Here is a 26,767-nt window from a genome sequence, read left to right as displayed (position 1 = left end):
GGTGGCGGCCGAACCGCGGCCCTGGCAAAGAATATCCTTCGATCGGGCAAAGTGGACGGTCGCGTTCACCGTCAGGAAGCAAGGGGCGTAGCCGAGCTTCTCGATCAGCGCCAATTCGTGGTTGATGGTCGCTCGCACGCTATCGGGCACGCCTTCCGGATAGCGCTGAGCGGCGCCCTCCCAGGTGAGCTTCGCCAGCGTCTCCTGCGGGGTGAGCGCTGGATCGTCACGCTCCTCGGGATATTGGTAGGCGAGCTCGTCGAGACTGAAGCGACACCGATCGGCGATCTGCAGCGTTCTGGCGAGCGCCTCGGGATATCGGCTGAACAGCCGATGCATCTCCTCGGTGGCTTGATGTAGCGATCGGCATGGCGCTCGCGACGATCGCCGAGGGCGTCGATGGTGACGTTGTGGCGGATGCAGGTCACCACGTCTTGCAGGATCCGGCGGCCCGGCTCGTGAAACAGCACATCGTTCGTCACCGCGGTCGCCACGCGCATCTGCGCGGCCAGGTTCGACAGCTCGTGAAGCCGGAGCTGGTCGTTCGGCCGGCGGCGCAGCGTCAGCGCCAGATAGGCGCGATCGCCGAAGGCGTCACGCAGGCGCCGCAGACGGAAGGCGCACTCGTCGTCCGCCAAGCCTGGGACGAGGACCACGACGAGGCCTTCACCGTAGGCAACGAGATCCGGCCACTCGAGATGGCACTTGGCCTTGCCGGCGCGCTGCTTCCCGAGCGAGAGCAGCCGGCACAGGCGCGAATAGGACGGCCGGTCGGTCGGGTAGACGAGCACTGAGGTGCCATCGGCAAGGTCGAGCCGGCAGCCGACGACGAGGCGCACGCCCGTGCTCTTGGCGGCCTCATGGGCTCGGACGATCCCGGCCAACGAGTTGCGATCGACGACGGCGAGCGCCTCGATCCCAGCGAGCGCGGCCTGGGAGAAGAGCTCCTCGCAAGAAGAGGCGCCTCGCAGGAAGCTGAAATGCGAGGTGACCTGGAGCTCGGCATAGCGGGGCCCGCTCATCCAAACACCCCATGCAGAAACCAGCGATGCGAGCCAGTGGCGGCGTCCTCGCCGTCACCCGCGCGGTAGAGCCAGTAGCGCTCGCCGGCGTCGTCCTCGACGCGGAAGTAGTCACGTACGGCGACCAGCTCGGCATCGCGCTTCCACCATTCGCCAAAGACGCGTTCGGGACCGTCGGCTTTACGCGCCGGCGCACACCGCGCCAGGTGAAGGACACCGGCGGGTGATCGGGCAGAAGCGCTACGGTCTCGACTGGCTCGGGGTGGGCCAGCAGGCGGGATGGCCGCGGCCAGTGGCCGGGCCAGCTCGCCCCCGTATCGGCCGCCGTCGCTGGAATGCGGCAGACCGAGCGCTCGGGCACATCGCTCGCGACCGGGGCGAGGCGATAGATCGCGCGCTCACCGACGCGGTTCATCAGCGTGTCGATCAGGTCAGAGACGTCAGGTGCGCCTTCCTCGACAAGCGAGCTGACGGTCTGCTTGTGCTCGAGCGGTTCGGCGAGCGTGGCGCAGAGCGTCACCACCTCGATGCCGAAGCCGGGCGAGATCGTCTCGAGCTTGTCGCAGAGAAGCCGCGTCAGCCGTTTGACGTCGCGAACCGGCGTCGCTGTGCCAATGCGAACCGCCTGGGACCGATTGTCGACGCGGTGGCAGATGAGATCGAGGCGGCGGGCGCCGAGCCCCCGTTCTTCCAGCAGCTCACAGAGCTGGACCACCAGCTTGCCGATATAGCGCGCGATAGTCTCGGGCGCGCCGATCGGCTCTGCGAAGGCTCGACGAACCTCGATGAGATCGGCCGGCCGGATCGGCTCGATCGGTTCGGCGGTATCGCCAAGCGCCTGGTCGATCCGGCGGCCGATCTCGGGCCCGAAGCGCAGCGTCAGTGGCGCACGCGGCAGCGCCAGGAGATCGCCGATCCGCTCGAAGCCGAGCGTTCGCAGCCCGTCAGCGATCGATGCGGCGATCCGAAGAGCGCTCAGCGGAAAGGATTCGAGGATGGATTGGCCATGTCCGGGCGGCGCGATGATCGTCGGTCGAGCGGCGTATCGGGCGAGTGCGTGCGCCGCGCCCCAGCTGTCGGCGATCGCTGCGCGGGCCGTGACGCCGGACATGGCGAGGCGTCCGATCAGCCCGTCCAGCATCGCCGTCTCGCCGCCGTGGAGATGGTCGGCGCCGGTCGAGTCGATGACGATCCCGTCCGGAGGATCTGGTGCAACGATGGGAGCAAAACGCAGGAGCCAGATGGCGAGCCTATCGAGCGCCTCCGCGTCGGCTGACGGATCGGCGTCCTGGACGATCAGGCCCGGCACCAGCACCTGCGCTTTCGTGACGGGCATGCCTGGCCGCAGGCCGGCGGCTAGAGCGGCGGCGTCCGCCGCCAGCACCACCCGCCTGTTCCCATCGCGGCCTATCAGGACGAGCGGCGCCTCAGGCGGAGGCGCCGCGTCGCCAGCCTTCCGCCGCAGCCGGTCGGTGGACCAGCTCGGCAGGGACAGCGAGACGACCCGTGTCATCACACGCCTCCAACTCGAAATCTGCACTTTCGCCGGCACGCGCGCGGATCAGTTCGACCAGCCACCGGTGGCGTCCGAGGCCCGGGACGGGCAGCGGCGTCGATGGGAGCAGCGAGATGCGCCAGCGGGTCATGGCCGCCGTCGGCTGTCCGAAATCGATCGCCTCCGTCTGCCGTCGCCAACGCCGCAACGCGATTCCGATCGAGCCGCCGCCCTCCGCAGCCAGTTGCAGGCGGCGCGAAGCCGTCATGGAAAGCCGGGCCACCTCACCGAGGACTGCTCCGAGCCCGCCGTGCCGCAGGCCTTCTTCCATGCAGGCGAGCACGGTCTTGTCGTCCCCGGCCTCGACATAGATCACCCGGCCGGCCGCCAGCCCCGCCTGGGCGATTGCGGGAGCAAAGAGGTCAGGCCGCGTATGCACCAGAGGATCTTGCCCTTGGTGCGGGCGGCGACGCCTGCGCTGAAGAGCGCGGCGGCGGCGCCATCGATTGCGCCATTACCGCCACCGGCCACCTCGTGCAGCGCGCCACGCGCGAGGCCGCCGCCGGGGAGTCGCGCGTCGAGCGCGGCAATTCCGAACGGAAGAACCGACTTCACGCGCCGGCTTCGGCCTTCGATCTTCTCGATCTGCGCGCGCAATGACTCGATGGCGGGCTCCGGCCGCACGTTCGTACTTGACCTCCGGGCGTAGGTTGATCAGCATGTTCCTGATATGTTCTATCATTGGCCGCCTGGAGTCAAGGAGGTCGCTTCCCAGTAAGAACGTGCCGACCCCACGCGCTCCAGCTGGGTGAAACAGCGCGCTGAAGGGGTTCGAAACCGGAATTAGCAGCGGACAATTCCCGGCCGTTCCTACCGGCGGGATTTGCCTTCGCGTAATGTTCGGTCCACAAAAATCCTGAGGGGATGGGAGCCCGAAGGTCATTTCCAGCTTTCGCTTCGTTCATTGCGCGGACCTGCATATCGATGCCTGCTCAGGTCGTTGGCGCTGCGAAGCCCGGAGCTCGCGGATCTGGTCGCGAACGCCACGCGAAAGGCATTTGTCGCAACCGTCGATCTCTGCCTGCACGAAAAGGTCGACGCACTCCTGATTTCGGCCGACCTCTACGACGGCGACCAGACCTCCATGAAGACCGCCGGCTTCATCGCCGCGCAGCTCCGTCGACTGCATGACGCCGGCATCCTCACCTTTGGTACACGAGCAGGCAAGCCGATAGCGGCTGCCGGAACGGTGATGTTCGGCATTGGTCTTCTCCAGCGATGTTGATGGCGTGTCGGTTACTGGCGCGAAAGCGCTCGCAGGCTGTCCTCGTCACGGACCTTCACGCCAGCGACCAGCTTGGCGAGGACGCTTTCGGCCACTGTTCGCGGGTGACTGTGTGGGTGCTGTAGGCCTTGTTGTCGCTCAGCAGCCAGAGCGTGCCGTTTCCGGCGGGCTGGCAGCGGTGAACCACTGCAGCTCGCATGACGTCGATTAGATAGAGCCCTTCGCCGATGCGATCGGAAGAGAGGGTTGCGAGGAGCATTATTAACCTGCTAGGCATGCCTTCTGTGATTTTTATCATCACTCATGCTTGCACTTCAGTCAAGCGTAAAGTGATTATTATAATCACTATTGGAATTGTGGGGGAGTTCAAGTGCTTACGACCGGACATCAGCTTAAGGCGGCGCGCGCTCTGGTCGGGGTGGAGCAGGCCGACCTCGCCGAGCGCTCTGGCGTCGCTGTGACGACGATCCGCAAGATGGAGTGGAAGGGTGCGGAAACGCTGACCAGTGGGCTGGATACGATTAAACGCGTGCAGACCTCGCTAGAGGCGGCCGGCGTAGAGTTTCTAAACCATGGCCAGCCAGGCGTCAGGCTAGCGAAGCGTACGGATGGTCCAAGGGCGTCGCCAGCTCATGTGGAAGCCCAGGCCGTCGAGGCTCGCTCGCAAGCTGCAAGTGCAGCGGACGACGCTATGACAGGCATGGACGCGACCAAGCAGGAAAAGGCCGAGCGACGCGGCGCGCTCACGGGCGAACCAGCAATGGTGGAGAAGGCGCGCGACAAGGGGCGCGCCCGGAAGTGAACCAGGTTCTCATGAGGATTGAATGAACAACGATCGAACGACCCGCCGCCCCACCAGTGCGCGCGAAAGCGCGGAGGCCTTGTTCAAGGCTCCGGCTCCAGTGACGCCCGCGCCAGTCTCAAAGCGCGCTGTCGTGCCTGGCGCCAAGGAAGTGGTCACGCTTCGGATCGATAGCGAGGTGCTCGCCCACTTCCAAGACGGTGGCCCTGGCTGGCAGGACCGCATCAACGCTGTTCTCCGCAAGGCATTGCCGGCCCCGGCAGACGAGGGCCTCGGGCCAGATGAACTAAACTCGTCAAACGACGGCTGAGATTCGGCGCAAAGGCCACCGCTGACGTGCTGCGCCGTTTCGGAATGCAGTTCAAGATGGATGGCCTTGCGCCGCGCCGTCTGAGCCGCGCGATCGGTGAGGCTGAGTTCGGCGCGACACAGTTTTCGTCAATCATCGGCAGTTCGGCGCGAAGGTCCTCGGGGCGGTTCGGCAACCGCATAGCGGTACGCTGGAGGAGCCGGAAAGCGTATCGCCAGTACGGTTTCCTGCGCATGCGCCCCAGGGACTTTCATTCAAAAATTCCGATCCCATCTGTTGAAAAGGCAGAAATCGAAGGACCGGATTACGCATGTCGTGCGATTGCGAGCGGCTCGCCGAAGCGATCTATCGAGAGATCGAAAAGCAGCTCCCCGAACGTGGCGGCGGCGATGACAATCATGACCTGCAAGCGGTCTTAATCGATGGCCAATTGGATCTTCTAAGAATTGCGACCTCCCTCACGAGGCGGTTTTGCGTGCTCGCTGATAATCATGAAACAATTATCGCTGAGAGTTCGGCATCACATCGCGATTTTGGACTTAAGGTGCGCCTCTAATTCTCGCTAGAGTGGCGGCTCTCATCGGGTCACCAACGCAATGCGGGCATTACCGCCCGTTTTATTTCCATCGGTCGGCAACCATTCGATTTGGCGGCAGTTCTTCGTTGTTAGGCTAACGAAAGCGCGCATGACAAAGACTGTCCTTGTCGTCGAAGACGAGCTCATCATCCGGATGAGTACGGCAGCCGTCATCGAGGACGCCGGATATGTCGTCATCGAGGCTTCCAACGCCGATGAGGCAATCACCCTGCTGGAAACCCGGCCGGAGATACGCGTTGTGTTCTCGGATATCGAGATGCCAGGATCGATGAACGGCCTGAAGCTCATCCATGCAGTTCGCCAGCGGTGGCCTCCGGCGGTCCTGATCCTGGCATCGGGGCGCGTCTCGCCGCTTGTAGCCGACATGCCGGAAAAGACCGTGTTTCTCAGGAAGCCCTACGCCGAAGACGACCTCTTAAGAGTCTTGGCCGAGGTCGATTAAGCCGCCAGCTTGCCGGCCTTGAGCCGCAGGGTCGCTATTAAGCCTTCCTCTGCCCAGTCGTATTCGATTGAGCCACCAAGCTGGCCTGAGACGCCGCGCTCTACCAAGCGGCTGCCGTAGCCTGTGCCGCCGGTTCCCTTTTGGACCCGCGGTCCACCGCGCTCAGCCCACACGATCCTGATATCGTCGCCCTCGGAGCTGCCCGAGATATCGAGCGTTCCGGCCTCGGCCGACAGTGCCCCGTACTTGAGAGAGTTGGTCGCGAGCTCATGCATGACAAGGGCGAGCGTTGTAGCCGCCCCCTCGCCGACGCCCATGCGAGGCACCGCAACGCGGATGCGCCCGCTGAAGGCGCCCGTGTCCTCGTAGGGCGAGAGCAGGATTGATAGGAGGTCACCCAGCAGCGCGGCCTTGCCCTGGTGACCTGGGAGCGGACGAACCAGGTCGTGGGCACGACCCAGCGACGTCAGCCGAGCGGTCAGCTCTACGGCCATCTCCTTGGCCGTTGTCGTCGATCGGGAAGAGATCTGCGTTAGCCCCGAGGCGATAGCCAGCAGGTTCTTGACTCGATGGCTCATCTCGCCGGCGAGGAGTTCATGGCCTTCCTCAGCCTGCTTGCGCCCGGTCACGTCAAGGAAAATGCCGTAGGCGAGGTTTTCCTGCGCCACGCCGTCGTCCCCGATGCCGCGGGCCGAGACCCAGCGGATGTCATCGCCGATGATCAAGCGGAAATCGATCTCGTAAGCGCCGACGATGGCGCGGGTCGCCGTGAACGCCGCCCTGACCCGATCCCGGTCGGCCGGGTGGATGCGTGCCGACAGGTCCTCGAACTTGACGCTGTCGCGCCAATCCAAGGCCCAAAGCTCGAAACCGCGGTCGTCCATAGCGAACGCGTCGGTCTCGACGTTCCACGACCACAGGGCAACGCCCGCGGCGCTGATGGCTCGACGCAGCGCTGTCGCGCTCCACGCGTTCGGGTTAGATGCGGGCACGAGGGGAGTTCCTACGGGGATGGATCAGGAAGACTGTCCTCACTATCGGATATGTGCGCCCTCCACTATGTCATAAAAGGGCGCTCGCCAACGTCGGCATCGGTCCCGGTTGCTTGGCTCCCGATGGTATTGGGCTGCCCGGAGTTGCCGTGCAGATGTCAGCAAAGGGTCGAGAGCGGCATCTGGCGGGCCGATATGCGGCGGCCTCGCATCCTCAAGGCTCGTCCCGGGCTGCCTCCGAAGAATGGATGAGCGCCTGAAGCTTTGTGTCGTAGTCCATTGCCATCGCCAGCAAGGTGCCGGTCAAATCTAAATCGGCGGTGGCGCTGGCCAGGCGACGGCACCTTGCCGCTGCAGCGCGGAGAAAAGCGATCTGCTCGGCCGCCGTCGCATTGGAAGGGAGATCAGGCTCGTTCATAGCGGCAGCTCCTCAGAGCGCTCAACGTTAACCGGCCACCGGCGTTCCTAAACTGAGGAGAGAATCTAATACGCGGTCGGAACAGCCCTTGCCCGCCGGTAGTTTTGAGCTCTGATGCATTAGGTGATCGCGATGAGTGAGGAACCTGAGAAGACTGGCGGAGTCACCAGGGAACGTGCGGAATCCGCCCCGGCGATCCAACCTGCAGTCTTCCGGGACGAGGACGGCAATCGTTACACTGTGATCGCCTACCGGCCGTACCCCTTCCTAGGGATCACCGACTACGCGCTTGATGACGGCACAGCGGTGAAGTGCATCGACGAGCACAATTTCGAGATTGAACCAACAGGCCGAAGGATCACCCGATCTGACGGATGAACCTCGCCGGATCCTCGGAGTAGACGCCGCCTGAGGCTTTGCACAGAGGAGCGTAAAATGGGGCACCGCTACGCAGTTGGAGACCAGGTTCGCCTTGCGTTTGGTTTCTACGACCATGATGCAGTCGGCTTGTATGAGGTCACGCGCCTGCTGCCGTTTCAAACTGACGGCGAGCCCCAGTATCGCGTGAGAGGTAGCGATGACCGGGAACGGGTTATCGGGGAATCGCAAATCAGTGACGCAGCGCCGAACGGAAACCGACCCGCCGAGCCGCGTAGTCCCCGCATTCCCATCACCGAGGCTTTCAACCGTCTAATTGGTAAAAAGGAGTAAGATGGGGCGTAGGAGGAACATGCGCAGGCGGCTTAAGCAACCGCTTTTGCTAAGCGACGCGGACCGATCAACTGCCATTGCAGCTGCGTCCATCTGGCTTTTTTATGTAACCTCCAGTCTTAGCGATATTGATTGACAATCGTGATAGCCGCGCTTAGGTTGATGTTCGTCGATATTTGTTGGTCGGTCGTTGTTATTTTCGCGCTTTGGCGCGGTTCTGATAATCTCCCCCTTTCGAAATCGTTCTGAATTCGCCGAGCACCCTGTTCGGCGAACGACAGGTCTTGCCAAAAGGAGGGTTTTTCATGACCACCGGCACAGTGAAATGGTTCAATTCCACCAAGGGTTTCGGCTTCATTCAGCCTGACGACGGCAGCCAGGATGTGTTCGTTCACATCTCTGCAGTCGAGCGTGCTGGCATGCGCGACCTCCAGGAGGGCCAGAAGCTCGGCTTCGAGGTCGCTCGGGACAACCGTTCCGGCAAGATGGCCGCCGAGCAGCTTCAGACGGCGTGATCGAACTCTCGTCGGTGATGACCACGGATGTACTGGCATTGCCGACAGCAGTTCCCGGGAGGCCAAGCTCAATGCTTGGCCTTTTTTTATGTCCTTGGCGCATGCCGCACTAGATGGGATTTGGAATGGCTGAGCAATCGACACAGCGCATCAGCGCTGAGAACAATTTCATGAAGACCCAGACCCAGTCGCTCGCGCGGAATCGGATCACCTCTGAGCTCGACAGCATTGCTCATCAACGCGATGTGAACATGGCCAGGCAGAGGTATCAGCGTCTGGAGAAGGAGGCGGCGGAAAGACAAGCGGCGTCGGTAGCGGCGCCGAAGAAGCGAAAGAAGCCAGTTCTATAAGCTTATGCCGCGCTACTTCTTCGATATTTTCGATGGCGAGTCTGACTGCGTCGATATCGGAGGCCGTGAGTTGCAGGATGAAGCGGCTGCTCGCACTCTAGCTTTGCAGACTTTAGCTGATATCGCCAAAGTAGATATTCTCCGCGGCGGTGAAGCTCGGATCACTGTCCGCGTGCGGCGCAACAGCGTGACATTATACAGCGCGACGATGACCCTCGGTGAGCAATGGATACGCCTCGATTCGTAAAAGCGCGGGCACCGATCCTGCAGTCGATACGAAGATCGAAACTTCAACGTGCACCGAGGCAAATCTCGTCATACGCCTCCCAGTGCCCGCTGGCGGAGCTGGAAGCGAACACAGCGCAGGCTAGTTAGTTTAGGCCGAGGGTACGACCAGACAATGATCCGCCGAACTCGGTGGCAATGGCGGCGTTGATCGTCGCGCAGTTCGTCGTCGGGGCTTACGGATTACTCTCGGGCGCTTGGCGCTGATACGGCGGCTACGAGTCGAGCCGCATCCACTGATCTGCAAGAGCTATCGATGCGCTGTAGATGGGCGCGTCATTGCGCCGAACTCTCACCGTGATTAGAGCCTCGCCGCCGCGAGGTAGGGTCTCGTGCGCGATGTCGGCCAAGGTTTGGAGAGCGAGATTGCGCGCGGCCGCTTCGTCAGCCAATTCCTGACCGACCAGATCGACCCGTTCGAACACGCCGTTGAATACGTCGAAAAAGTAACGCTGCATTTCCAGCAAACGAGCCGAACGTGGGCGTGTTCCCGGACGCGGAATAGGCCACGCTGGTCTGCTCCCAATGGCCCATCAGAACAGGTCGCCTTGCGCCGGCGGCTTGACCGCTGGGAACAGCGCAGGATCCGTCGGATCATCCTTCTTCACGCCACGTGCGACTATCGATAGCGAGCCGTTGGGCAACGGGCGCTGCTGCAGCGCCACCGCCTCGCCGTCGAGGATGAAGCTGCCGGCGTCGAGCTCTTCCGCTTCGGCCGCGATCGATGGGAAGCGATGCGTCCAGTCATGGCCCCCGCGGGTGATGACGCGCACACCCTTCGCATCGCGGTGAACCGCCAGGCGACATCGCTCCAGCGTTCCGCCATGCCAATTCGTTCAATCATAGGGTCAACTCCATCTATTCGGTCCGCGGCCGATTTCCCGGGGTCGGTTCGCCGGCGCTGATCGCCTCTATGACGCACATCGGGACGACGCCATATCGCCGCGATGCGCCAGGAGCCGACGTTGAGCGACCGTCCGGAAGCGGACATCAGCACTGAGCCGATCAGAGTTCTCCTAACTCACGCTTGCGAGTATCTTTCGAGGGCGATGTTGCTGATCTAAGCTCTGACCCCCGCGCGAGCAGCAGCGCCAACGCCGCTGCACCAGAGAGCGAGTAAAAACCGCCTACTCACTAAACGTCCTGCCCGCTCCATCATTACGGCAAATCCCTCTGGAGCAGCAGCGCAGCTGGCCAGGCAGGGCGGACAGTTGGCCGCGCATGGCACCAAGCCTCGTCCATTGCCGGACGCCTGCCCATCTGGCTCACGGAAGGCATAGGCGCTGATGGGCGCGGCGCACCAAGTAACAGAGCCGAAAGAGCATTGTTCCGCCAAAATTGCGTGGCGCTGCTGACAGCTGACAGCTCAAGGGATCGTGCGGACCGCGCTGGTCTCTAGGCACGAGCCCGCAGTTAAACGCCTACACCAAAGGAACAGATCGACACTCCCTTTGTTGGGTGGTGATGCTCGGCATTGCGGGCAGGTCGTCAGCCTCCGACGCGCGGTGGGGTTTTCTCAACCCGGTTTGGAAGGATGACGCATGCGTGCACTTTGTTGGCATGGAAAGGGTGACGTGCGGGTAGACACCGTGCCTGACCCGCAGCTTCAGCATCCCCGCGATGCGATCATCAAGATCACCTGCTGCGCGATCTGCGGCTCTGACCTGCATCTCCTGGACGGCTACCAGCCGACGATGGAAAGTGGCGATATTCTCGGACACGAGAATATGGGCGAGGTCGTAGAGCTAGGCTCAGAGGTGACCAACCTGCGCATCGGTGACCGCGTCGTCGTGCCCTTCACCATCAGCTGCGGCGATTGCTGGTTCTGCAAGAAGGGCTTGTTTTCAGCCTGCGACCGGACCAATCCGAACGCCAAGATGGCGGCGGAGGCCATGGGCCAATCGCCAGCTGGTCTCTTCGGTTTCAGCCATATGATGGGCGGCTACAGCGGCGGCCAGGCCGAGTATCTGCGCGTGCCGATGGCCGATGTCGGGCCGATCAAGGTGCCCGATAGCGTCAGCGACGAGCAGGCGCTGTTTCTGTCCGACATTTTTCCGACGGGGTACATGGCCGCCGAAAACGCCCAGATCCAGGACGGCGATTTCGTTGCGGTCTGGGGCTGCGGACCGGTCGGTCAGTTCGCGATCCGCTCGGCCTTCATGCTCGGCGCCGGCCGCGTCATCGCGATCGACGAAGTACCGGAGCGGCTGGCAATGGCTGAAGCCGGTGGCGCGGAGACAATCGATTTCTCGAAGACCGATGTCTACGACCAGCTCATGGCCCTGACCAATGGCCGCGGGCCCGACAGCTGCATCGACGCGGTCGGCTGCGAGGCTTCCGGACACGGTGCGGCAGATGCCATTCTCGACAAGGTGAAGGCTGCAACGTTCCTCGCCACCGATCGCATGCATGTGCTTCGGGAGGCCATCATGTGCTGCCGCAAAGGCGGCACCATCTCGATCCCGGGCGTCTATGTCGGCATGGCCGACAAGCTTCCGATCGGCGCAGCCATGAACAAGGGCCTGACCTTCAAAATGGGTCAGACCCACGTCCAGGCCTACACAAAACCATTGCTTGAGAAGATCGAAGCAGGGCTGATCGACCCCAGCTTCGTCGTCACGCATCCGGCCAGTCTCGAAGACGCGCCTGCGATGTACAAAAAATTCCGCGACAAGGAGGACGGCGTCATCAAAGTCGTCTTGCGGCCATAGGCGGGCTTTCGCCCGCACACTCCAAATCGGCTGGGGCCAATGAGGAGGTGATAATGTTCCTACGTGTCGATAAACTTCAGATAGACATCCCTGCGCCCAAGAAGAAAGACCAGAACGCCGCAGCTGCGCTCCAGGAATTGCTCGGAGGAAAGTACGGCGAGATGTCGACCCTCGGGAACTACATGTTCCAGAGCTTCAATTTTCGCAGCAAGGACAAGTTGCGTCCCTTCTACAATCTCGTGGCGAGCATTACGGCCGAGGAGCTCGGGCATGTCGAGCTGGTCAGCAACGGCGTTGCCATGCTCAACAACGGGCCTGACAAGCCTGACGGGGACGAGGGCGACGGCGGCGACATCACCAACGCGCCTTACAATGCGATGCAGGATATCCGGTTGGCGACGGCGTTCCTCTCAAACGCTGGCGGGGCGACTCCCGTCAACGCCAATGGCGCTTCCTGGAACAACGACTTCATCACGACCACCGGCAACGTGGTGACCGACCTGCTGCACAATTTTCATCTCGAATGCGGCGCTCGCCTCCACAAGCTTCGGGTCTACGAGACACTGACCGATCCGGTTGGCCGCGAGGTGTGCGGCTACCTGCTGGTCCGGGGCTCGGTTCACGCCCATGCCTACGCGCTGGCGCTGAAGCAGATCACTGGCGTCGAGATCGAAAAGATGCTGCCGACCCCGAACATCAATCTCGACAAGATTCCTGAATCCCAGAAATATCTCGCCGAAGGCTCGCACCGGCGCCTCTACACATTCAGCCCTTCGGACTACAAGGAAATGTCCGGCATCTGGGGTAACGGCGAGACCGCCCTGCCGGGTGACCCGCCGGGAGAGCTCGAGGTCGTCGAAGGCATGCCGGATGGCGGCAAGATTCATCAGCTCACTGGCGTTCCATCGGCATTCACCCCGGACTATGCGCCTGAGGAAATGTTCGAGATCGCGACGAAGCTTTACAAGGCCTCTCGGTAACCCGGCGGCCCGGGGTGCTCAGCGCGGGAGCAATGAGCACCCCGGGCAACTCACGTCATGCCCCCACCCAAGAGGTCACATCACGGATGTCCAAGATGTTCTTCGATCTGTCGATGCTCGCCTTTGAATCGCAGCACGCGATCTGGCTGCGCACGATCAAGCTGTGCGCCGGTGGGACCGCTGGTGATCGGGAAGCCAGGCTGATGGTGGACGAAAAGGTGTCAGCTGCGATGCAAGCCACCGGCAAGTTGATGGCTGGCGCCCATCCCGGCTCTGTCGTCAAAGCTTACCGGCGCAAGGTGCGCGCTAACGTGCGGCGGTTGTCAAAGCCGTAGCAAGCTTGAGCGGTGGTCCCTATTGCAACCGCGCCGCGTCGTCCTGCTGCGCTTCCTCCCAGGCATATCGGGCACCATTTTACCGAGTCGTCAGCCCGTGGCGTACCCTCGGGATAATTGGCGAGGCCCGTCACAGTTGCCGCCTAATACTGCTCCAGCGAGCTGATTGTATTTGGTCATGGCTGCGGATGCGGGAGATCCTGTTTCAGCCGATAGGCATTGACCGCATCGATCGGGCCGACTCTTTCAGCTTTTTTATCCGAGCCGGCAGGCGCGACGGACAACTTGGTAATCCGCGCCTCTGCGGCGACGCAATCCTCGGAATTCGGAAAGGCGCATCCGCCGAAGCCGACCTCTGGGATGCGGGCATGTTTGTCCTCGCTGGCGGGGTGTGTCTGAGCGTAACCTTTCGCGCGGGCCTGTGTTACGTCCCTGAACGGTTCGGGCAATGCGGAGGACGGGCGCGACGGCACGCCGCTCGCCGCAATTCGCGGTCAAGCCGGAGCTAACTTCTTGAAGGCCGACCTTGAGCCGATGGAGGAGATTCTACGAGAGAGAACGAACTGATTGTGATCCGCGTCAAGATCAGATCGAGCAACCCCCAACGGTATGCACGTCCTCCAGCTCCTCATCATGAAACATGTCCCGATCGAATTCTCGTTTCGATCTTGTTAGCGACCAGGATTAGATCGTCCTTCGTCAAACCGACCTCATCGAGCGTTGCCGTCGGTTCCAACTTTCACGCTCCACCAGCCCTTCGTCGGCGATGATATCAAGGAGCCGATCCAGAAGCGCAGCCTCAGCAAACGCCAGCTTTGACATGACGATCCTCGTAAGCGTTGGCTTGCTGAAAGCCCCTTAGATGCCGAAGCGGCCCCGCGCCGAAGCACGGGGCCACTCTGAGCTATTCGATCACTTGGACGATCCTGCGGGTTCCCGGCTCGACCAGCACTGTCCGGTTATTCACCACCGTGTAGCGATACCCTTTGACGCCGTACTCTGCGGGCACCTCGCGATAGGTCACACCTCGCTCGGGCAGCACCGCTCCGACGCGCACTTCGTCCGAGTAAGTGTAGGAGGGAACTCGCTGCTCGGTGACATAGGTTCTGAAGCGCGGCGTATTGTCCCCGATAATCCCGCCGACGACGGCTCCACCCACGCCACCAACGACGGCGCCTACCGGTCCCCCGACGACCGCGCCACCGACCGCGCCAGCGGCTGCACCGCCGGCCGCGCCACCTTGGGCACCAGAGGGATTGCCTTGAGCGGACGCCACCATCGGAGACATCACGACAGCGGCTACAAGAACGAGCTTCCTCATCAGTCGACCTCCACGTTAACCCCCAGACGGTGCCGACAACTTAGAATCTTTGTAAAAAGTTCCCTGGCTCCCGATGATGGCCTATTCGCATCTCGCCGGCAGGCCGAACGGGCCACCGCTGAGCTTCACGAGCAGTTCACCGCGACGCTCGGTTGCGATCTGCGCAATCCGGTGGCGGGCTTTGCTGGAGCGATAGATTGTATCGGAACAACCCGCACAGGCACTCGTTTTTCTGCCGCGTGACCATTTCCGGCGCGTCTGCGGGAGAACTTCTATGCACGGCATCATCTACATCGTCGGCCTCATCGTCGTCGTTCTGGCCATCCTTTCGTTTCTCGGCCTCCGCTAGGAGTTGATGTCATGGCAATGGACACAACGGATGTGGTTGTCGCCGCACCAGGCGCCGGCAATAGCTCATCTTATCTCGACTGGAGCCCTATCTTTGGCGGCGCTGTGATAGCTGCTGCAATCACCACCGTCATGGCGGCATTCGGCTCTGCCATAGGTCTTTCGATGGTCTCCGCTGACACCTCTCGCTCTTCCGGTCTGACTGCATTAGCGGTTGCGGCCGGGCTCTGGGCGCTTTGGGTGACGATTTCTGCCTGTGCGGCAGGCGGCTATTTGGCTGGGCGGATGCGCCGGCCGAGCCTCGATGCCACTGTCCATGAACGCCATGTGAGAGATGGCGCGCACGGACTGGTCGTCTGGGCTGCAGGTGCGCTGCTTGTTGCGATGCTTACCAGCTCGGCTCTAACCGGCGCTGCCAAAACCGCCGTTACCGGGGCGACGGCCGCCGCGACTGGCGCGGGCGCGCTGATCACCCAGCAGGCCGATCCACTTGCCTCGGCGCTCGACTCGGTGATGCGTTCTTCGGGGACCGAACCGGTCTCGGCCGCGGAACGTGAGGAGGCATCTCGCATTCTGGTCCGCAGTCTGGCGAGCGGCGCGCTCGATCCCACTGACCGCACCTACATCGCAAACGGGCTCGCAGCGCGCGCGAACGTCTCGAAGCAAGATGCCGAAAAGCGCATCGACGATGCCTATGCGAAGCTTAACCAGGCAAAGGAAACGGCGAAGCAAGCCGCCGAACGCGCTCGCCGAATTGCCGTCATAACCGCATTCCTGACCGCAGCCGCGCTCTTGGCTGGGGCTGCAGTAGCGTGGTTTGCAGCTGTCCTCGGCGGCAAACATCGCGACGAGGAGACAGATCTGAGCGCGCTATTTGGATCGCGCTAGTCCGAGCCATCGCTGGCGTGCAAAACACGCCAGCGTGATATTTGCTTACCAGGCCAGCAAACACGAAAAAGGCCTGCCGACGGCAGAGGCCGACGGTGATTGGACAACCCACCCACTAGCAGCGCGGCTCCGCGAAGCACGGTTGTCTCAAGCATCGCGCGTCTAGCGCGCGAGGCATTATTCAAAAAGCTATTGCAACTCAAAAAGCTTCGGGCAGTTCAAGGACGTGCGGATTCTGGCCACAACAGTCGCTAAGTTCCGTCAGACGTTGCGGCCAGCGGAGCATGAGCCGGGTCAGTCCGCGCCTCTGAGCCGAGTTCATCACCGTCTCCAGCCGCCCGCGTTGGAAGCAGCGCTTTCGGTATAGCGAACCGCTTCGAGAGCGGCGGAAGGATCAAAAGCCAGGGCCCCGTTTAGGTGATCGTTCATCACGCCTCATCACCCCAGATTCACCCGCAGGTGGAATGCTGTTGGAGGGGGTAGTCGTTGGGGACATCGGGCAATCGTGCTGCAGCTCCAAAACATAATCCTTGAAATGATCGCCAAAGGGGAGGCCCTTGAAGCGACGACGGATCGGCTTTGCCGTGAGATCGAAAGGCATCTGCCGGGCGTCTGGTGTTCCGTTTTGCGGGTGGAGCGCAACGGTCTTCTATATCCGCTTGCGGGGCCGAGCTTTCCCGCCGCGTATACCGCGTTGTTGGAAGGCTTGATGATCGGTCCGCAGGTCGGCTCCTGCGGTAGCGCCGCCTATCTCGGGGCAGGGGTGGCGGTGACCGATATCGCATCCGACCCCCGCTGGGCCGACTTCAAGGATCCGGTTCTGGCCTTGGGGCTCAGCGCTTGCTGGTCCTCCCCGATCCAGGCCGCCGACGGCACGGTGCTAGGCACCTTTGCCTTCTATTTTCCGGAGAGGCGGGGGCCTACATTACAAGAGCGAGAAGTGGTCGCCTCCTGCGCCTCTCTGTGCGCCATAGCTCTGGAACGCCATCAGCGCGTAATCGAGCGTGAGCGCCGCGCCTTCGTCGACGCCCTGACGGACCTGCCGAACCGGGCGGGGTTCGATGTGGCGTTGGAGCGTCTGCCCTGTGCCGAGCCGGGTGCCTGGGCACTGCTGGCCCTCGACCTCGACAATCTCAAGACCATTAACGACACGTTCGGACACGCAACCGGGGACGCTCTGCTGCAAACGATTGCATCGCGCGTCAGCGCCACGGTGGCGCCGGACCGCGTATTTCGAATGGGGGGCGATGAGTTCGCCGTCATTCTTCAGGGAGCGGAGGCTCTTGCCGACATCGAGCGTGTGGTCCAACGCATTCGCGAAGCCCTGGCCGTGCCCGCCGAATGCAGCGGGCACATGATCCTGCCGCGAGCCACGATCGGCGGTGCGGTGCTGTCGCCAGAGGACGCCGACGCGATGAGCGTCCGAGAGCACGCCGACTATGCCCTCTATGATGCCAAGGACAATGGCCGCGGCGGCTTCGTACTGTACTCTCCTGGGATCGGTAGCGCGATCGAGACCCGCATTGAGGTCATCCGGGATGTCGGCGCCGCCTTGCGCGAAGGCAGGATCGACGCGTTCTACCAGCCTATCGTGCGGCTCGATACCCGCGAGATCGTCGGGCTGGAAGCACTCTGCCGCCTGCGCAAGCAAAGCGGCGAGATCGTATCGGCGGCTGCTTTTCATCACGCCACGTCCGACGTCGGCGTGGCCTCGCAGCTGACAGAACGCATGATGGCGATCGTCGCCGCCGATGCGCGTTCCTGGCTTGAGCGAGGCATTCCCCTTCAGCACGTGGGCATCAACATAACCTCGGCGGACTTCCACAGCGGCACGCTGTACGCACGTCTCGAAGCTGCTTTCGGGCGCGAGAACGTTCCATTGGAACACATCATCCTCGAGGTAACGGAATCGGTTTACCTCGGGGACCGCGATCCGGTCGTAGCGCGCGAAATCAAAGCCTTGCGCGGCCATGGCCTGCGGGTTGCCCTAGACGATTTCGGCACCGGCTTCGCCTCTCTCACGCATCTGCTTACGGTGCCTGTCGATATTATCAAGATTGACAAGGCGTTCATCGACCGCCTTGCCAAGGGCGACCCGAGCCTGGCGATCGTTGAAGGCCTGGTCGACATCGCACGCAAGCTCGATATCAGGATTATAGCCGAGGGCATCGAGGGAGAGGCCCAGGCAAACCTTCTGGCCGATATCGGCTGCAGGTTGGGACAAGGCTACCTGTTCTCGCCAGCGGTGCCCCGCGACATTGCATCCGAGCTGATGAGGCATTTTGGGCAGTCACTTGACGGCGAGATACGCAAGCAGATGACGTGGCGCGCGGCGGATAAAGAATTCGCAGCCTAAACGCTTTTGCCCCGGATGAGCTATGGCGCCCTCGGCTCAACCGGCGGGCATTACCAAATGCCCTCGCGATCGGCCGGACGTCTCCTCGTCGATCGCGCAGAGTGAGCTGGAGGCGCTGCGCCTTTTACAGGCGGCCCTACGGCCTGCTGCTGGCAGTCGAACAAAGCAGATGCTTCTGACGATCACGCGAACTCGGGGTTGGCGCGAGCAGCTTGCTCTGAGGGCTTAGGGTACGGCTAGGCCTCCGCGGCACGGGGCCGGGATTTCATCTCCCGACATAGGCAGCGAGTTCGTCAGGTGTCCCTTGCGGAAAGGCTTCCTTCAACAAGTCAAGGAATGCAGAGACGCGCGCGCTCAGTAGCCGACGCGTTGGATAAAGGGCCCACAGGGCGATTTCCGGCCCTTCCACGTCGCCCCAATGCACGAGCGTGCCGTCGGCGAGATCGTGACTGACGAGCGAGACGGGAAGACGCCCGGCGCCAACGCCCATTCGAACGGCATCCCGAACCATCACGAGCGATGAAAGGCTCAGGATCGGATTGACCGCGAACTTCGATTTACCCGCCGGTGTCGTCACGTTCCAAGCTTCGCCTTGGCGGGCCGGCCCGCGGACGACGGCCGGCACGGTTGATCCACTTGCCGGCGGCGCCATGTCCGAGCTTGCCACGACCACCAGGCGATCGTGAAGGAAGACGCGTCCGACAAGGCTTTCATCCGGTTCCGGGTTGACCCGTATCACCAGATCATAGGCTTCCTCGACCATGTCGACGGAACGGTCCTCGGTCGTGATCTCGAGACGGACCTCCGGATACTTTAGGGCAAATCTTGCAGCCAGCCTGCCCATCGCAGTCTGAGAAAACAGCAGAGGCGCACTGATGCGCAGCCTCCCTCTAGGACTCTGACCGCCTGATGCGATCGCCGCGGCCGTCTCGTCAAGTTCGGTGAGCAACTGAGCGGTCCGCTCGAACAGCGCCCGCCCTTCCTCGGTCAGCTTCAATGCGCGCGCGCTCCGCTCGAACAAGCGGAGGTCGAGGCCTGCCTCCAGGTCCGCGACGCGGCGAGACAGCGTTGCCTTCGGGCGCCCTGCGGCGCGTGAGGCTTTTCCGAAGCCGCCGTGGCGGGCGACGAGATTGAAATCGGCGAGGGCGAGAAGATCCATGCGTTCCACCAGTGAGACAGTCTGTCTATTTATAACATCTAGTCTACGGAATGTTGAACGCTAAATTCAATCCCAGTTAAACAATTCAACCCCGGAGAAATACCATGACTATTCTTGTAACCGGCGCGACCGGCAATGTCGGCCGCAACGTCGTAGAACAACTCGTGAAGCGTGGCACCGATGTCCGCGCTTTGGTCCGCGATCCCGCCAAGGCCAAATTCCCCGCCGGCGTCAACGTCGTCCAAGGCGACCTTCTCGACGTCGACTCGCTGCGCAGCGCCATGTCCGGCGTCTCCACCCTGTTCCTGCTCAATGGGGTTGTCGCCGACGAATACACGCAGGCGCTAATCGCTCTCAATATCGCCCGCGAGGCGAGGATCGAGCGGATCGTCTATCTCTCGGTGATCCACAGCGACGTTTACGTCAACGTGCCCCATTTCGCGGGCAAGTTCGGCGTCGAGCGCATGATCGAGGGGATGGGCCTGAACGCCACGGTCCTGCGGCCCGCCTACTACATGGACAACGAGATCACGATCAAGGATGTGGTAACCGGCTACGGCATCTATCCTATGCCAATCGGCGACAAGGGCCTGGCGATGATCGACGCGCGCGATGTCGGCGAGATCGCCGCGATCGAGTTGATCCGCCGCGAGTCGGCCACGCCGCTCCCGCTCAAACGTATCAACCTGGTCGGTCCGGACACGCTGACCGGCGCGGATGCCGCCGCCGTATGGACTGAGGTTCTTGGCCGCAAGATCGCCTACCCGGGCGATGACACCGCCGGCTTCGAGCAGAATCTGCGCCAGTTCATGCCGAGCTGGATGGCCTTCGACATGCGTCTGATGGCCGAGCGCTTCCTGACCGACGGCATGCTGCCCGAGACCGGAGACGTCGATCGCCTGACCACGCTTCTGGGCCGGCCTCTGCGCTCCTACCGCGACTACGTCGCGCAGATCGCCGGCTGACATCCGCCATTCGAACCACACGGACAAGGACCATCGTCATGATCTATTCAACCGCCACCGTCCCGGTGAACCCGGAAGGCGAACCCAAGCTCACCCACGAGCAGGTCTGGAAGGGCCTGGAGCTAAAGGCCCGCGACGCGCGCCTGTTCCTTCCCCCCGGCCTCTGCACCCGCTGCGACGTCACGGAGGAGAGCGCGACCCACTTCGTGCGCGACGCCACGATCGCCGGCACTGATCTGCGCGAGATCATCACGCTGGAGCTGCAACGCAAGGTGACCTTCTTCCAGGCCACTGGCCCGCGTGAAGGCGCGATCGTCAACGAGCTGTTCGAGGATGAAGCGGGCGAGCTCCAGCTGAAATTCTACTGCTACCTCGGCCTGCGGGGCAAGGAGCCGAACGGCCCCGAGGAACAGGCGGAGCAGGCGCAGTTCGACAGCGACAAGGGCTACAAGGCCGCCCTGCTGTCCACCCTGAAGCGAACCCGCGAGCTGCTCGCCGAGGGCAAGCTCTGATCCTCATGAGCACTGATCCCGACCGGCGTGCAGGTTTGTTAGCCCATCCAGCCTCCATTGCCGATCGGCATTTCAGAGTGGTGCGCGCTTCGGAGGCCGGCAGGATGGCAGCAAAATAGGAGACCGTGGAACGTTTTGCCCCACCGACCAGTTCGCTACGGAGGTACATACAGACATTGGCGAGCGCGAAGAAAGGAGAGGTCCATGCACCATGCTTTGACGCCTCTGACGCTTCGCGCCGTGCACATCTGCATCAACATGCAAAGAGTGTTTTCGGACGAGGGTCTGTGGTCAACGCCCTGGCTGCCCAATGTCCTGCCGCAGTGTGTGGCTCTTGCCAAGCATCGGCCCGACGCGACGATTTTTACCCGCTTCGTCACGCCGCCAACGCCGGAGACGGCGAAGAGGCGCCTGGAGAGCATTCTATCGCCGCTTGCCCGAGACGACACTCGAGCATCGATCCTGCCTTGCTGGAGCTCGTTCCCAAACTTGCGCGCTTCGCACCTCCCGCTCCGGTCATTGACAAGCCCGTCTATTGTGCGTTCGCGGGCCGCAAGCCTTGTGGCCCACCTGCGCGAGCGCGACGTTGAAACGGTGATTTTGACCGGAGCAGAAACCGATGTCTGCGTGCTGTCATCCGCATTAGGAGCGGTCGATCACGGCTTCCACGTGATCGTCGCGAAAGACGCTGTCTGCAGTTTTTCCGATACCGGGCATGATGCCCTGCTCTCTTTGTTCGAGCAGCGCTTCAGCCAACAGATCACTGTCCTGGAGACAGCACAGATTCTCGAAGAATGGCGCACATGAACTCTGAGCTCGATTGCCTCATAATCGGCGGCGGCCCCGCAGGACTTACGGCAGCGATTTACCTAGCCCGGTTTAATTTGCGCGTGAGTGCTGATCGATAATGGCCACAGTCGAGCGCTCCTGATTCCTGAAAGCCATAACCTCTCGGGATTTCCAGAAGGGATCTCCGGTCGCGATTATCTTTCACTGTTGCGCGAGCATGCCCGCTTCTATGGCGCTGCCCTGATCCAAGGGCGGATCGAGGATCTTCAGAAAACGCCTGAGGGATTCGCGGCGCATTCAACGAATACTTCTTTTGCGGCGCGCTCCGTTCTTCTGGCGACCGGTGTTACCAACAAGCGTCCCGATATCGATGATGACACTCACGCCAAAGCACTTGGCCGCGGTCATCTGCGATATTGCCCGGTCTGCGACGGGTATGAGGTATCCGGTCAGAACGTTGCGGTCATCGGCACCGGCGACAGGGCCGTCTGCGAAGCCGAGTTCCTGCGCTCCTATACCGAGCGCGTAACGATCATATCGAATACAGCCGACGACTTTGACGATGATCTGCGGCGCCGCCTTGGGCGGATTAATGCTGCCATCCGGCTCGGCCCCATCACTGCGATCAATCTTCGCGAAAACGGTCTTGAAGTGGCGACCGCAGACGAAAGCGAAATCTACGATGCCGTCTATCCGGCACTTGGCTCTTCCATTCATTCAAGGCTCGCAAAGATCCTGGGCGCCAGCGCCTCGGACGATGGGTGCATCAAAGTCGATCGCCACCAGCGCACGGCTGTAAAACAGCTCTATGCAGCCGGAGATGTCGTCTACGGCCTGGATCAAATCAGCGTCTGTAACGGGCAGGCCGCGATCGCCGCCGTGACCCTCAGGAACGATCTCGGCGAGGAGCGACCACTCTTATGGCCCCTGTCGTCAGGGGCACGCTCTCGCGGATCATGATGTTGGTGATCTCCCAGGAGCGACCATGAAGAGCGTCGAAATCTATATTCCGATGAACAGCAATGACGGAACGCCGTTTTCCGAGAGCATGTTCACGGGCATCGAACGCGAACTGACTGAGAAATTTGGCGGTGTGACGGCTCACAAGCGCACGCCGGCGCAAGGCCGCTGCAAAGTGGCAATGACACCCAGAGCGACGAGATCGAGATCTTCGAAGTGGTTGTGGACGCCCTGGACAAGGAATGGTGGAGTGGGTTCCGGTGCACGCTTGAAGAAAAACTCAATCAAGAACAAATCCTGATCACCGCCCGCGACATCGAAATCCTGCAGTTGCAAAAAGGCGGTGACGTTTCCGCCACCGCCTTTTGCGTCTCAATACCTTACGCTGCCTTTGAGGATCTCGCAGCCGTGCCGGACTTCGCCTTCTGGTTGGCCGCAGCGTCGGCAAGCGCGGTCAGCGCTTCATCCGTCGGGATTCCTCATTGAGCGCAGTCGCGTCTGCTGTGACGTGGTCGACGTGAGCCCTGGTTCTTGCCTTCCGAAACACACGCGATCGATTGAAGTTCACCCTGCACCTTTCCATTCTCGAGTTGGCCTGGATGCCTGCCAAGCACGCCGTCGAAGCCTCACCGTCCCTCATCGCCGAATGGCCGCTGTCATCGTCGGCAATACTTAGCTCGTCGGTCAGGCTGAAGGGGATCGAGCGGGAGATCCGACGCCGGCTGCCGTGGAAGACGAGGAAGAGCCTTCTAGCTACAGCCGGCCGTATCATGCTGCGCATGGCCGGGACCGAGCAGGATGACGCGCACAGACGACGACGAATGATCGCGGTGTCCTACCGCGCCGCAGCCCCGCTCGTCCTTTTCGCATCTCTCCGGCAGAGAGGTCTCGCCCTGGTCTACTAAGTGGGCCAGGCAATGCGCGGCTGCGCCTGCGCATGGGGTTAACGACGTCAAACCCCGTTGGTACAATCAAAGCTTGAGACACATCTTCTCAACATCAAGATGAACAGGCGTTAATACTGCTGAACGTAGTAATTATGAATGACTATTCATGGAACCTGCGATCTGGACGACCGTTTAGAACTGCGGCGGGGGCCACGCACGGAGACGATCCATGATTAAGAACCTCGTTGTTATCGCCGCGCTCGCCATTGTCCCGGCGACGGCGTTCTCGCAGTCCAACTCGGGCGCAGCCGGGGGCGCTGCCGCCGGTGCAGGTACTGGTGCCGTCGGAGGGGCAATCGTCGGTGGGCCCGCTGGTGCAGCTGTAGGTGCGGTCGGTGGCGCTGCAGTCGGCGCGGTGGTCGGCGGTATCACCGCGGATCAGCGGACCGAGTTTCGCACCTATGTGAGGGAGCAAAAGGTGCCTTCGGTCACATATCGGGAAAAGGTCATAGTCGGCGCAACGTTGCCGACGACGGTGACCTACCACGATGTGCCCGCCCGCTACGGCAAGACCGAGTATCGCTACACGGTCATCAATGACCAGACCGTCCTGGTCGAGCCCAAGTCGCGCAAGATCGTTCAGATCATCGAATGACCAAAGGTCGGAGCCCATCCCAAGCTGGGTGGGTTCCGAACGTTTCGCCCACGGCAGAAAGGAAGACGGTATGTTTCGGACAATTCTATTGGCTGCCGGCATCGCATCGGCAGCACTTCTCACCGCCCCCGCGCAATCCCAGGTTCGGATCGAAACGCGCATTGACCGCCTCGGCTACGACGGCCCTAGATATCGAGAACGGCGAGGGTATGACGAGCGCCGAGTGGTGCGGAGCCGCTACCGTGATTGTCGGATGGTGGAAAAGCGCCGAGTCAACCGGTTTGGTGAGGTCGTCATCAGGCGCATGCGCATCTGCGGCTAAGCAACCGGCGTGGTGTAGCGGGTCGCCTTAGTCGGCCGCCCGCTACATTCACTAGTTCCGGCGATATGGAGCAGCGCCATGCTCGACTGCAGGCAGGCTTTACGCCAAGCATTCAAGCGCTTTGAGCGGGAGGTGCCTCTCTGGGCCGGGTCAGCGCTAAGATGGCTCCGTCACCCGGCCTCCCGATGGGTCCGATACCTGCTGGCTTACTTCTGATGGTTGGTGGCGTCTTTGCAATTCTGCCTGGCCTGGGCATTTGGATGTTGCCCCTCGGCCTCTTCCTGCTGGCCGCCGATATTCCATTTCTCCAACATCCCATGGCGCGGTTAACATTATTTGGAGCTGACCGATGGGCTCGGTTGCGACAATGGCTCCGTCGGAAATGAGCGAGCTTTTACTGGGCACCCTTCGAGCATTCTTGGCCGCCTTGGCAGCTTCCGACCTCATGTCCTCGGCCGACTCGCCTCGAAACTTGAGCGAGGCCTGGTAGACGACCTCATCCGCCTCATTCTTCACCAAGACCTTCATCTCGCGGTGCGTCCCGTCCGGCAACTGCTCCTGCGCAATATCGGCAAGCGCCCGCCGCGCCTCGTCGGCGGCAACTTTGTCGCTCGCGAGCTCAACGCGTTAGTTGCCATCGTCGAGTTGCGCTTCGTCATCGTTCGAGACGTGATATTTCGGCATGTCGCACTCCGTGAAATCCTGACCTTAGGTTCAACAGAACAATGGCCCGGGCTTTTGCGTAGGCCCGGGTCCGCCGTCAGACAGGGGACAATCTGCGATCATGCCAACACATGCGCATCTGCGGCTACCCTCCGAAGCTCAGATGATCATCGAGCCCTTGTAAGGGTCTGCATTCTAATCGAAGCGCGTCCAGCCCTCCTAGCGATACTGAGCAACGCGCGCATTCTGACCAATTGGAGTTGCACCGTCTAGAACGGCTTCACCGCAGCGGCCTGCTCATCAGCGGCTTTGACCGAGACCACCGTGCCACCACGGCGCCCGCGTTGCGGTGAGCAGCTATCCGCATTTACGCCGGGTTCCTAATGCTCTTTAGATCTGCGATCTCGCAAGGCTTGAAATCCAGTCTGAAAACTTCTCGTTTGCCGCGCGATTTTGCCAGTCTGAGAAGGTGTAAGGCTTGGAAGCAGCGGCGTCCTTGTCGAACAAGGCAATCTGGATGCTCGCGAACCGCTGATCGAATAGATTGATGTTGGCCTCGTCGTTGAGCCTCAACGCTCGGTCATCGATATTCGTCGAACCGACTGAGGTCCAAACGTCGTCGACGACCACCAGCTTGCAATGGAAGAACGTGGGCTGAAATTCGCTAATTTTTACACCTGCCTCAAGCAAATTACCCCAAAGATGCCGAGAAGCTTTCCTGACGAGGCGCGCATCAGTCTGAGGTCCGGGGACGATAATCTGGACGTCCACGCCGCGCCTGCGAGCCTCCAGGAGCTGCCGCCTGGTTAGGTCATCAGGGACGAAATACGGCGTGGCAATCCGGATGCTCTTCTGGGCTGAGGCAAGCGCCGTCATCAGCATTAGGTGCATGACATTGCGCTGATGAGTCGAGCTGATGACAACCTGCGTTGTGTGATCGCCTGTCGGCTGGAGTGTCGGAAAGAAGCGATCGCCCAGCAGCAGTTCGCCCGTCGCCTCAATCCAATGTTCGGCGAAAGCCGCCTGGAGTTCTGCGGTGGCCGGCCCTTCCAACCTATAATGATTATCTCGCCATTCGTTCGGCGAACGCGCATCACCATTCCATTCATCGGCGATGCCGACACCGCCGGTGAAGCCCACGCGCCCATCGACGATCAGCAGTTTCCGGTGGGTGCGGTTATTCACTCGGTCGAGGGTGTACCAAGTGACGGGGCGGAACCGAACAACCTCGACGCCAGCCTCCTGCATCCGCTTGATCAGGCCCTCGTCCATCGGGAGGCTGCCGACCCAGTCGAGCAGAACCTTCACGCTGAGGCCCTTGCGGGCTTTGATCGAGAGCGCGTCCGCGAATTCGTTGGCGATGGCGCCGCGCCAATAGATGTAAGTTTCAAAGGTGATCGTTTGCCGCGCTTCTCGGATTGCGCGCAGCATCGTGGGGAATATCTGGGCGCCGTTCACGAGTGTCTCGACGCGGTTCCCCGGAATGTAGCTGGATCCGAAGAGCGCCCCCATGGATGTCTTCAACTGACGATCCGAGGAAGCCAAATTGTGCGGAAGCGGTTGCCGCAGCTCTTGCGGCTCGGGCAATAAGTTGCCGACAACTACATAACCCAGGGCGCCGATAGCAGCCGAAACCAGGCTAATGACGAGTGGATGGCGTCGAAAATTCATCTGCACGGGATTAGGCTAGG

The 26,767-nt window shown here is 61.7% G+C and carries 30 protein-coding genes and 6 pseudogenes; 22 read left to right on the top strand and 14 right to left on the bottom strand.

Features of this window, described 5'->3' with window-relative positions:
- Positions 1 to 3: 3 nt before the first annotated feature.
- The 3 pseudogenes from QO058_RS14350 to QO058_RS14340 form a co-directional block, all read right to left on the bottom strand.
- Positions 4 to 1,022 (bottom strand): annotated as a pseudogene (locus tag QO058_RS14350) (PHP domain-containing protein); the annotation flags it as partial.
- Positions 1,019 to 2,535, bottom strand: a pseudogene (locus tag QO058_RS14345) (Y-family DNA polymerase). The pseudogenes QO058_RS14345 and QO058_RS14350, both read right to left, overlap by 4 nt.
- Positions 2,450 to 3,201 (bottom strand): annotated as a pseudogene (locus QO058_RS14340) (ImuA family protein). The pseudogenes QO058_RS14345 and QO058_RS14340 overlap by 86 nt, the downstream one beginning before the upstream one ends.
- Positions 3,202 to 3,458: 257 nt before the next feature.
- Between QO058_RS14340 and QO058_RS14335 the strand changes: the two are divergent.
- A pseudogene (locus QO058_RS14335) lies at positions 3,459 to 3,736 on the top strand (metallophosphoesterase); the annotation flags it as partial.
- 121 nt (positions 3,737 to 3,857) lie between these two features.
- On the opposite strand, the gene QO058_RS14330 reads toward QO058_RS14335, so the two are convergent.
- Entirely contained in the window at positions 3,858 to 4,061 is a 204-nt protein-coding gene (locus tag QO058_RS14330; RefSeq protein ID WP_284172741.1) for a hypothetical protein, read from the bottom strand.
- A 111-nt stretch (positions 4,062 to 4,172) separates the two neighbouring features.
- On the opposite strand from QO058_RS14330, the gene QO058_RS31095 reads away from it, so the two are divergent.
- From QO058_RS31095 to QO058_RS14310, 4 genes are all read left to right on the top strand, one after another.
- Complete coding sequence (locus QO058_RS31095; RefSeq protein ID WP_347976504.1) at positions 4,173 to 4,604, top strand: helix-turn-helix domain-containing protein; 432 nt, start codon at positions 4,173 to 4,175, stop codon at positions 4,602 to 4,604.
- A gap of 22 nt (positions 4,605 to 4,626) precedes the next feature.
- Complete coding sequence (locus QO058_RS14320) at positions 4,627 to 4,914, top strand: BrnA antitoxin family protein (protein ID WP_284172739.1); 288 nt, start codon at positions 4,627 to 4,629, stop codon at positions 4,912 to 4,914.
- Positions 4,915 to 4,940: 26 nt separating this feature from the next.
- Positions 4,941 to 5,333, top strand: a complete 393-nt coding sequence (locus tag QO058_RS14315) for a hypothetical protein (RefSeq protein WP_284172737.1) — start codon at positions 4,941 to 4,943, stop codon at positions 5,331 to 5,333.
- 267 nt (positions 5,334 to 5,600) lie between these two features.
- Complete coding sequence (locus QO058_RS14310) at positions 5,601 to 5,954, top strand: response regulator (protein WP_284172736.1); 354 nt, start codon at positions 5,601 to 5,603, stop codon at positions 5,952 to 5,954.
- On the opposite strand, the gene QO058_RS14305 is transcribed toward QO058_RS14310, so the two are convergent.
- Both QO058_RS14305 and QO058_RS14300 read right to left on the bottom strand, forming a co-directional pair.
- Positions 5,951 to 6,946, bottom strand: a complete 996-nt coding sequence (locus QO058_RS14305; RefSeq protein WP_284172734.1) for a sensor histidine kinase — start codon at positions 6,944 to 6,946, stop codon at positions 5,951 to 5,953. The genes QO058_RS14310 and QO058_RS14305 overlap by 4 nt on opposite strands.
- 214 nt (positions 6,947 to 7,160) lie before the next feature.
- Positions 7,161 to 7,364 (bottom strand): hypothetical protein, encoded by a 204-nt coding sequence (locus QO058_RS14300; RefSeq protein ID WP_284171738.1) that lies wholly within the window; start codon positions 7,362 to 7,364, stop codon positions 7,161 to 7,163.
- A gap of 132 nt (positions 7,365 to 7,496) precedes the next feature.
- Here QO058_RS14300 and QO058_RS14295 point away from each other — a divergent pair, with 132 nt between their 5' ends.
- The 5 genes from QO058_RS14295 to QO058_RS14275 all read left to right on the top strand — a co-directional run bounded on the left by QO058_RS14295 (position 7,497) and on the right by QO058_RS14275 (position 9,187).
- Positions 7,497 to 7,742 (top strand): hypothetical protein, encoded by a 246-nt coding sequence (locus tag QO058_RS14295; RefSeq protein ID WP_284171739.1) that lies wholly within the window; start codon positions 7,497 to 7,499, stop codon positions 7,740 to 7,742.
- Between the two features lie 57 nt (positions 7,743 to 7,799).
- Positions 7,800 to 8,075, top strand: coding sequence for a hypothetical protein (locus QO058_RS14290; RefSeq protein ID WP_284171740.1), 276 nt, complete (start codon positions 7,800 to 7,802; stop codon positions 8,073 to 8,075).
- 305 nt (positions 8,076 to 8,380) lie between these two features.
- Positions 8,381 to 8,590, top strand: a complete 210-nt coding sequence (locus QO058_RS14285; protein ID WP_284171741.1) for a cold-shock protein — start codon at positions 8,381 to 8,383, stop codon at positions 8,588 to 8,590.
- Between the two features lie 125 nt (positions 8,591 to 8,715).
- Positions 8,716 to 8,940: a hypothetical protein gene (locus tag QO058_RS14280; RefSeq protein WP_284172733.1), complete on the top strand. Its 225-nt coding sequence runs from the start codon at positions 8,716 to 8,718 to the stop codon at positions 8,938 to 8,940.
- Between the two features lie 4 nt (positions 8,941 to 8,944).
- The gene (locus tag QO058_RS14275) at positions 8,945 to 9,187 is read left to right on the top strand and encodes a DUF6894 family protein (RefSeq protein ID WP_284172731.1); all 243 of its coding nucleotides are present in this window, start codon (positions 8,945 to 8,947) and stop codon (positions 9,185 to 9,187) included.
- Positions 9,188 to 9,440: 253 nt separating this feature from the next.
- On the opposite strand, the gene QO058_RS14270 is transcribed toward QO058_RS14275, so the two are convergent.
- Together QO058_RS14270 and QO058_RS14265 are read right to left on the bottom strand one after the other, a co-directional pair.
- On the bottom strand, positions 9,441 to 9,683 hold the full coding sequence (locus QO058_RS14270) for a DUF6894 family protein (protein ID WP_284172729.1): 243 nt from the start codon (positions 9,681 to 9,683) through the stop codon (positions 9,441 to 9,443).
- 75 nt (positions 9,684 to 9,758) lie between these two features.
- A pseudogene (locus tag QO058_RS14265) lies at positions 9,759 to 10,040 on the bottom strand (ATP-dependent DNA ligase); the annotation flags it as partial.
- Positions 10,041 to 10,766: 726 nt separating this feature from the next.
- On the opposite strand from QO058_RS14265, the gene QO058_RS14260 reads away from it, so the two are divergent.
- The 3 genes from QO058_RS14260 (at position 10,767) to QO058_RS14250 (ending at position 13,251) form a co-directional block, all read left to right on the top strand.
- Positions 10,767 to 11,936, top strand: coding sequence for a zinc-dependent alcohol dehydrogenase (locus QO058_RS14260; RefSeq protein ID WP_284172728.1), 1,170 nt, complete (start codon positions 10,767 to 10,769; stop codon positions 11,934 to 11,936).
- 53 nt (positions 11,937 to 11,989) lie between these two features.
- Entirely contained in the window at positions 11,990 to 12,916 is a 927-nt protein-coding gene (locus QO058_RS14255) for a manganese catalase family protein (protein WP_284172727.1), read from the top strand.
- A 95-nt stretch (positions 12,917 to 13,011) separates the two neighbouring features.
- Positions 13,012 to 13,251: a hypothetical protein gene (locus tag QO058_RS14250; RefSeq protein ID WP_347976499.1), complete on the top strand. Its 240-nt coding sequence runs from the start codon at positions 13,012 to 13,014 to the stop codon at positions 13,249 to 13,251.
- Between the two features lie 176 nt (positions 13,252 to 13,427).
- On the opposite strand, the gene QO058_RS14245 is transcribed toward QO058_RS14250, so the two are convergent.
- The 3 genes from QO058_RS14245 to QO058_RS14235 all read right to left on the bottom strand — a co-directional run bounded on the left by QO058_RS14245 (position 13,428) and on the right by QO058_RS14235 (position 14,575).
- Positions 13,428 to 13,724 carry a hypothetical protein gene (locus QO058_RS14245; RefSeq protein ID WP_284172725.1) on the bottom strand — a complete coding sequence of 99 codons (297 nt, stop codon included), beginning with the start codon at positions 13,722 to 13,724 and terminating at the stop codon, positions 13,428 to 13,430.
- A 226-nt stretch (positions 13,725 to 13,950) separates the two neighbouring features.
- Positions 13,951 to 14,073, bottom strand: a complete 123-nt coding sequence (locus QO058_RS14240) for a hypothetical protein (RefSeq protein WP_284172724.1) — start codon at positions 14,071 to 14,073, stop codon at positions 13,951 to 13,953.
- A gap of 82 nt (positions 14,074 to 14,155) precedes the next feature.
- Complete coding sequence (locus QO058_RS14235; protein ID WP_284172903.1) at positions 14,156 to 14,575, bottom strand: DUF1236 domain-containing protein; 420 nt, start codon at positions 14,573 to 14,575, stop codon at positions 14,156 to 14,158.
- 357 nt (positions 14,576 to 14,932) lie between these two features.
- Here QO058_RS14235 and QO058_RS14230 point away from each other — a divergent pair, with 357 nt between their 5' ends.
- On the top strand, positions 14,933 to 15,808 hold the full coding sequence (locus tag QO058_RS14230) for a hypothetical protein (protein ID WP_284172723.1): 876 nt from the start codon (positions 14,933 to 14,935) through the stop codon (positions 15,806 to 15,808).
- Positions 15,809 to 16,310: 502 nt separating this feature from the next.
- Positions 16,311 to 18,164: a sensor domain-containing phosphodiesterase gene (locus tag QO058_RS14225; protein WP_284172902.1), complete on the top strand. Its 1,854-nt coding sequence runs from the start codon at positions 16,311 to 16,313 to the stop codon at positions 18,162 to 18,164.
- 265 nt (positions 18,165 to 18,429) lie between these two features.
- On the opposite strand, the gene QO058_RS14220 is transcribed toward QO058_RS14225, so the two are convergent.
- Positions 18,430 to 19,323: a LysR family transcriptional regulator gene (locus tag QO058_RS14220; RefSeq protein WP_284172722.1), complete on the bottom strand. Its 894-nt coding sequence runs from the start codon at positions 19,321 to 19,323 to the stop codon at positions 18,430 to 18,432.
- Between the two features lie 104 nt (positions 19,324 to 19,427).
- Between QO058_RS14220 and QO058_RS14215 the strand changes: the two genes are divergently transcribed.
- The 7 genes from QO058_RS14215 (at position 19,428) to QO058_RS14185 (ending at position 24,091) form a co-directional block, all read left to right on the top strand.
- The gene (locus QO058_RS14215) at positions 19,428 to 20,288 is read left to right on the top strand and encodes an SDR family oxidoreductase (RefSeq protein ID WP_284172721.1); all 861 of its coding nucleotides are present in this window, start codon (positions 19,428 to 19,430) and stop codon (positions 20,286 to 20,288) included.
- A gap of 38 nt (positions 20,289 to 20,326) precedes the next feature.
- Positions 20,327 to 20,800, top strand: a complete 474-nt coding sequence (locus QO058_RS14210; protein ID WP_284172720.1) for an AtaL-like protein — start codon at positions 20,327 to 20,329, stop codon at positions 20,798 to 20,800.
- Positions 20,801 to 21,004: 204 nt separating this feature from the next.
- Complete coding sequence (locus QO058_RS14205) at positions 21,005 to 21,607, top strand: cysteine hydrolase family protein (protein ID WP_284172719.1); 603 nt, start codon at positions 21,005 to 21,007, stop codon at positions 21,605 to 21,607.
- Positions 21,608 to 21,694: 87 nt separating this feature from the next.
- Positions 21,695 to 22,549, top strand: a complete 855-nt coding sequence (locus tag QO058_RS14200; RefSeq protein ID WP_284172718.1) for an NAD(P)/FAD-dependent oxidoreductase — start codon at positions 21,695 to 21,697, stop codon at positions 22,547 to 22,549.
- A 222-nt stretch (positions 22,550 to 22,771) separates the two neighbouring features.
- On the top strand, positions 22,772 to 23,035 hold the full coding sequence (locus tag QO058_RS14195) for a hypothetical protein (protein WP_284172716.1): 264 nt from the start codon (positions 22,772 to 22,774) through the stop codon (positions 23,033 to 23,035).
- Between the two features lie 71 nt (positions 23,036 to 23,106).
- Entirely contained in the window at positions 23,107 to 23,454 is a 348-nt protein-coding gene (locus QO058_RS14190) for a hypothetical protein (protein ID WP_284172714.1), read from the top strand.
- A gap of 211 nt (positions 23,455 to 23,665) precedes the next feature.
- Positions 23,666 to 24,091: a DUF1236 domain-containing protein gene (locus tag QO058_RS14185; RefSeq protein WP_284172713.1), complete on the top strand. Its 426-nt coding sequence runs from the start codon at positions 23,666 to 23,668 to the stop codon at positions 24,089 to 24,091.
- 478 nt (positions 24,092 to 24,569) lie between these two features.
- Here QO058_RS14185 and QO058_RS31425 read toward each other — a convergent pair.
- Together QO058_RS31425 and QO058_RS14175 are read right to left on the bottom strand one after the other, a co-directional pair.
- Positions 24,570 to 25,025, bottom strand: a pseudogene (locus QO058_RS31425) (DUF6894 family protein); the annotation flags it as partial.
- Positions 25,026 to 25,466: 441 nt separating this feature from the next.
- On the bottom strand, positions 25,467 to 26,747 hold the full coding sequence (locus tag QO058_RS14175; RefSeq protein ID WP_284172901.1) for a phospholipase D-like domain-containing protein: 1,281 nt from the start codon (positions 26,745 to 26,747) through the stop codon (positions 25,467 to 25,469).
- Between the last annotated feature and the right edge of the window lie 20 nt (positions 26,748 to 26,767).

It is taken from the genome of Bosea vestrisii (genome assembly GCF_030144325.1).
GTDB classification, from domain to species: Bacteria; Pseudomonadota; Alphaproteobacteria; order Rhizobiales; family Beijerinckiaceae; genus Allobosea; species Allobosea vestrisii_A.
The sequence above is the reverse complement of the archived record's forward strand: the minus strand, read 5'-3'. Positions and strand labels throughout refer to the sequence as shown.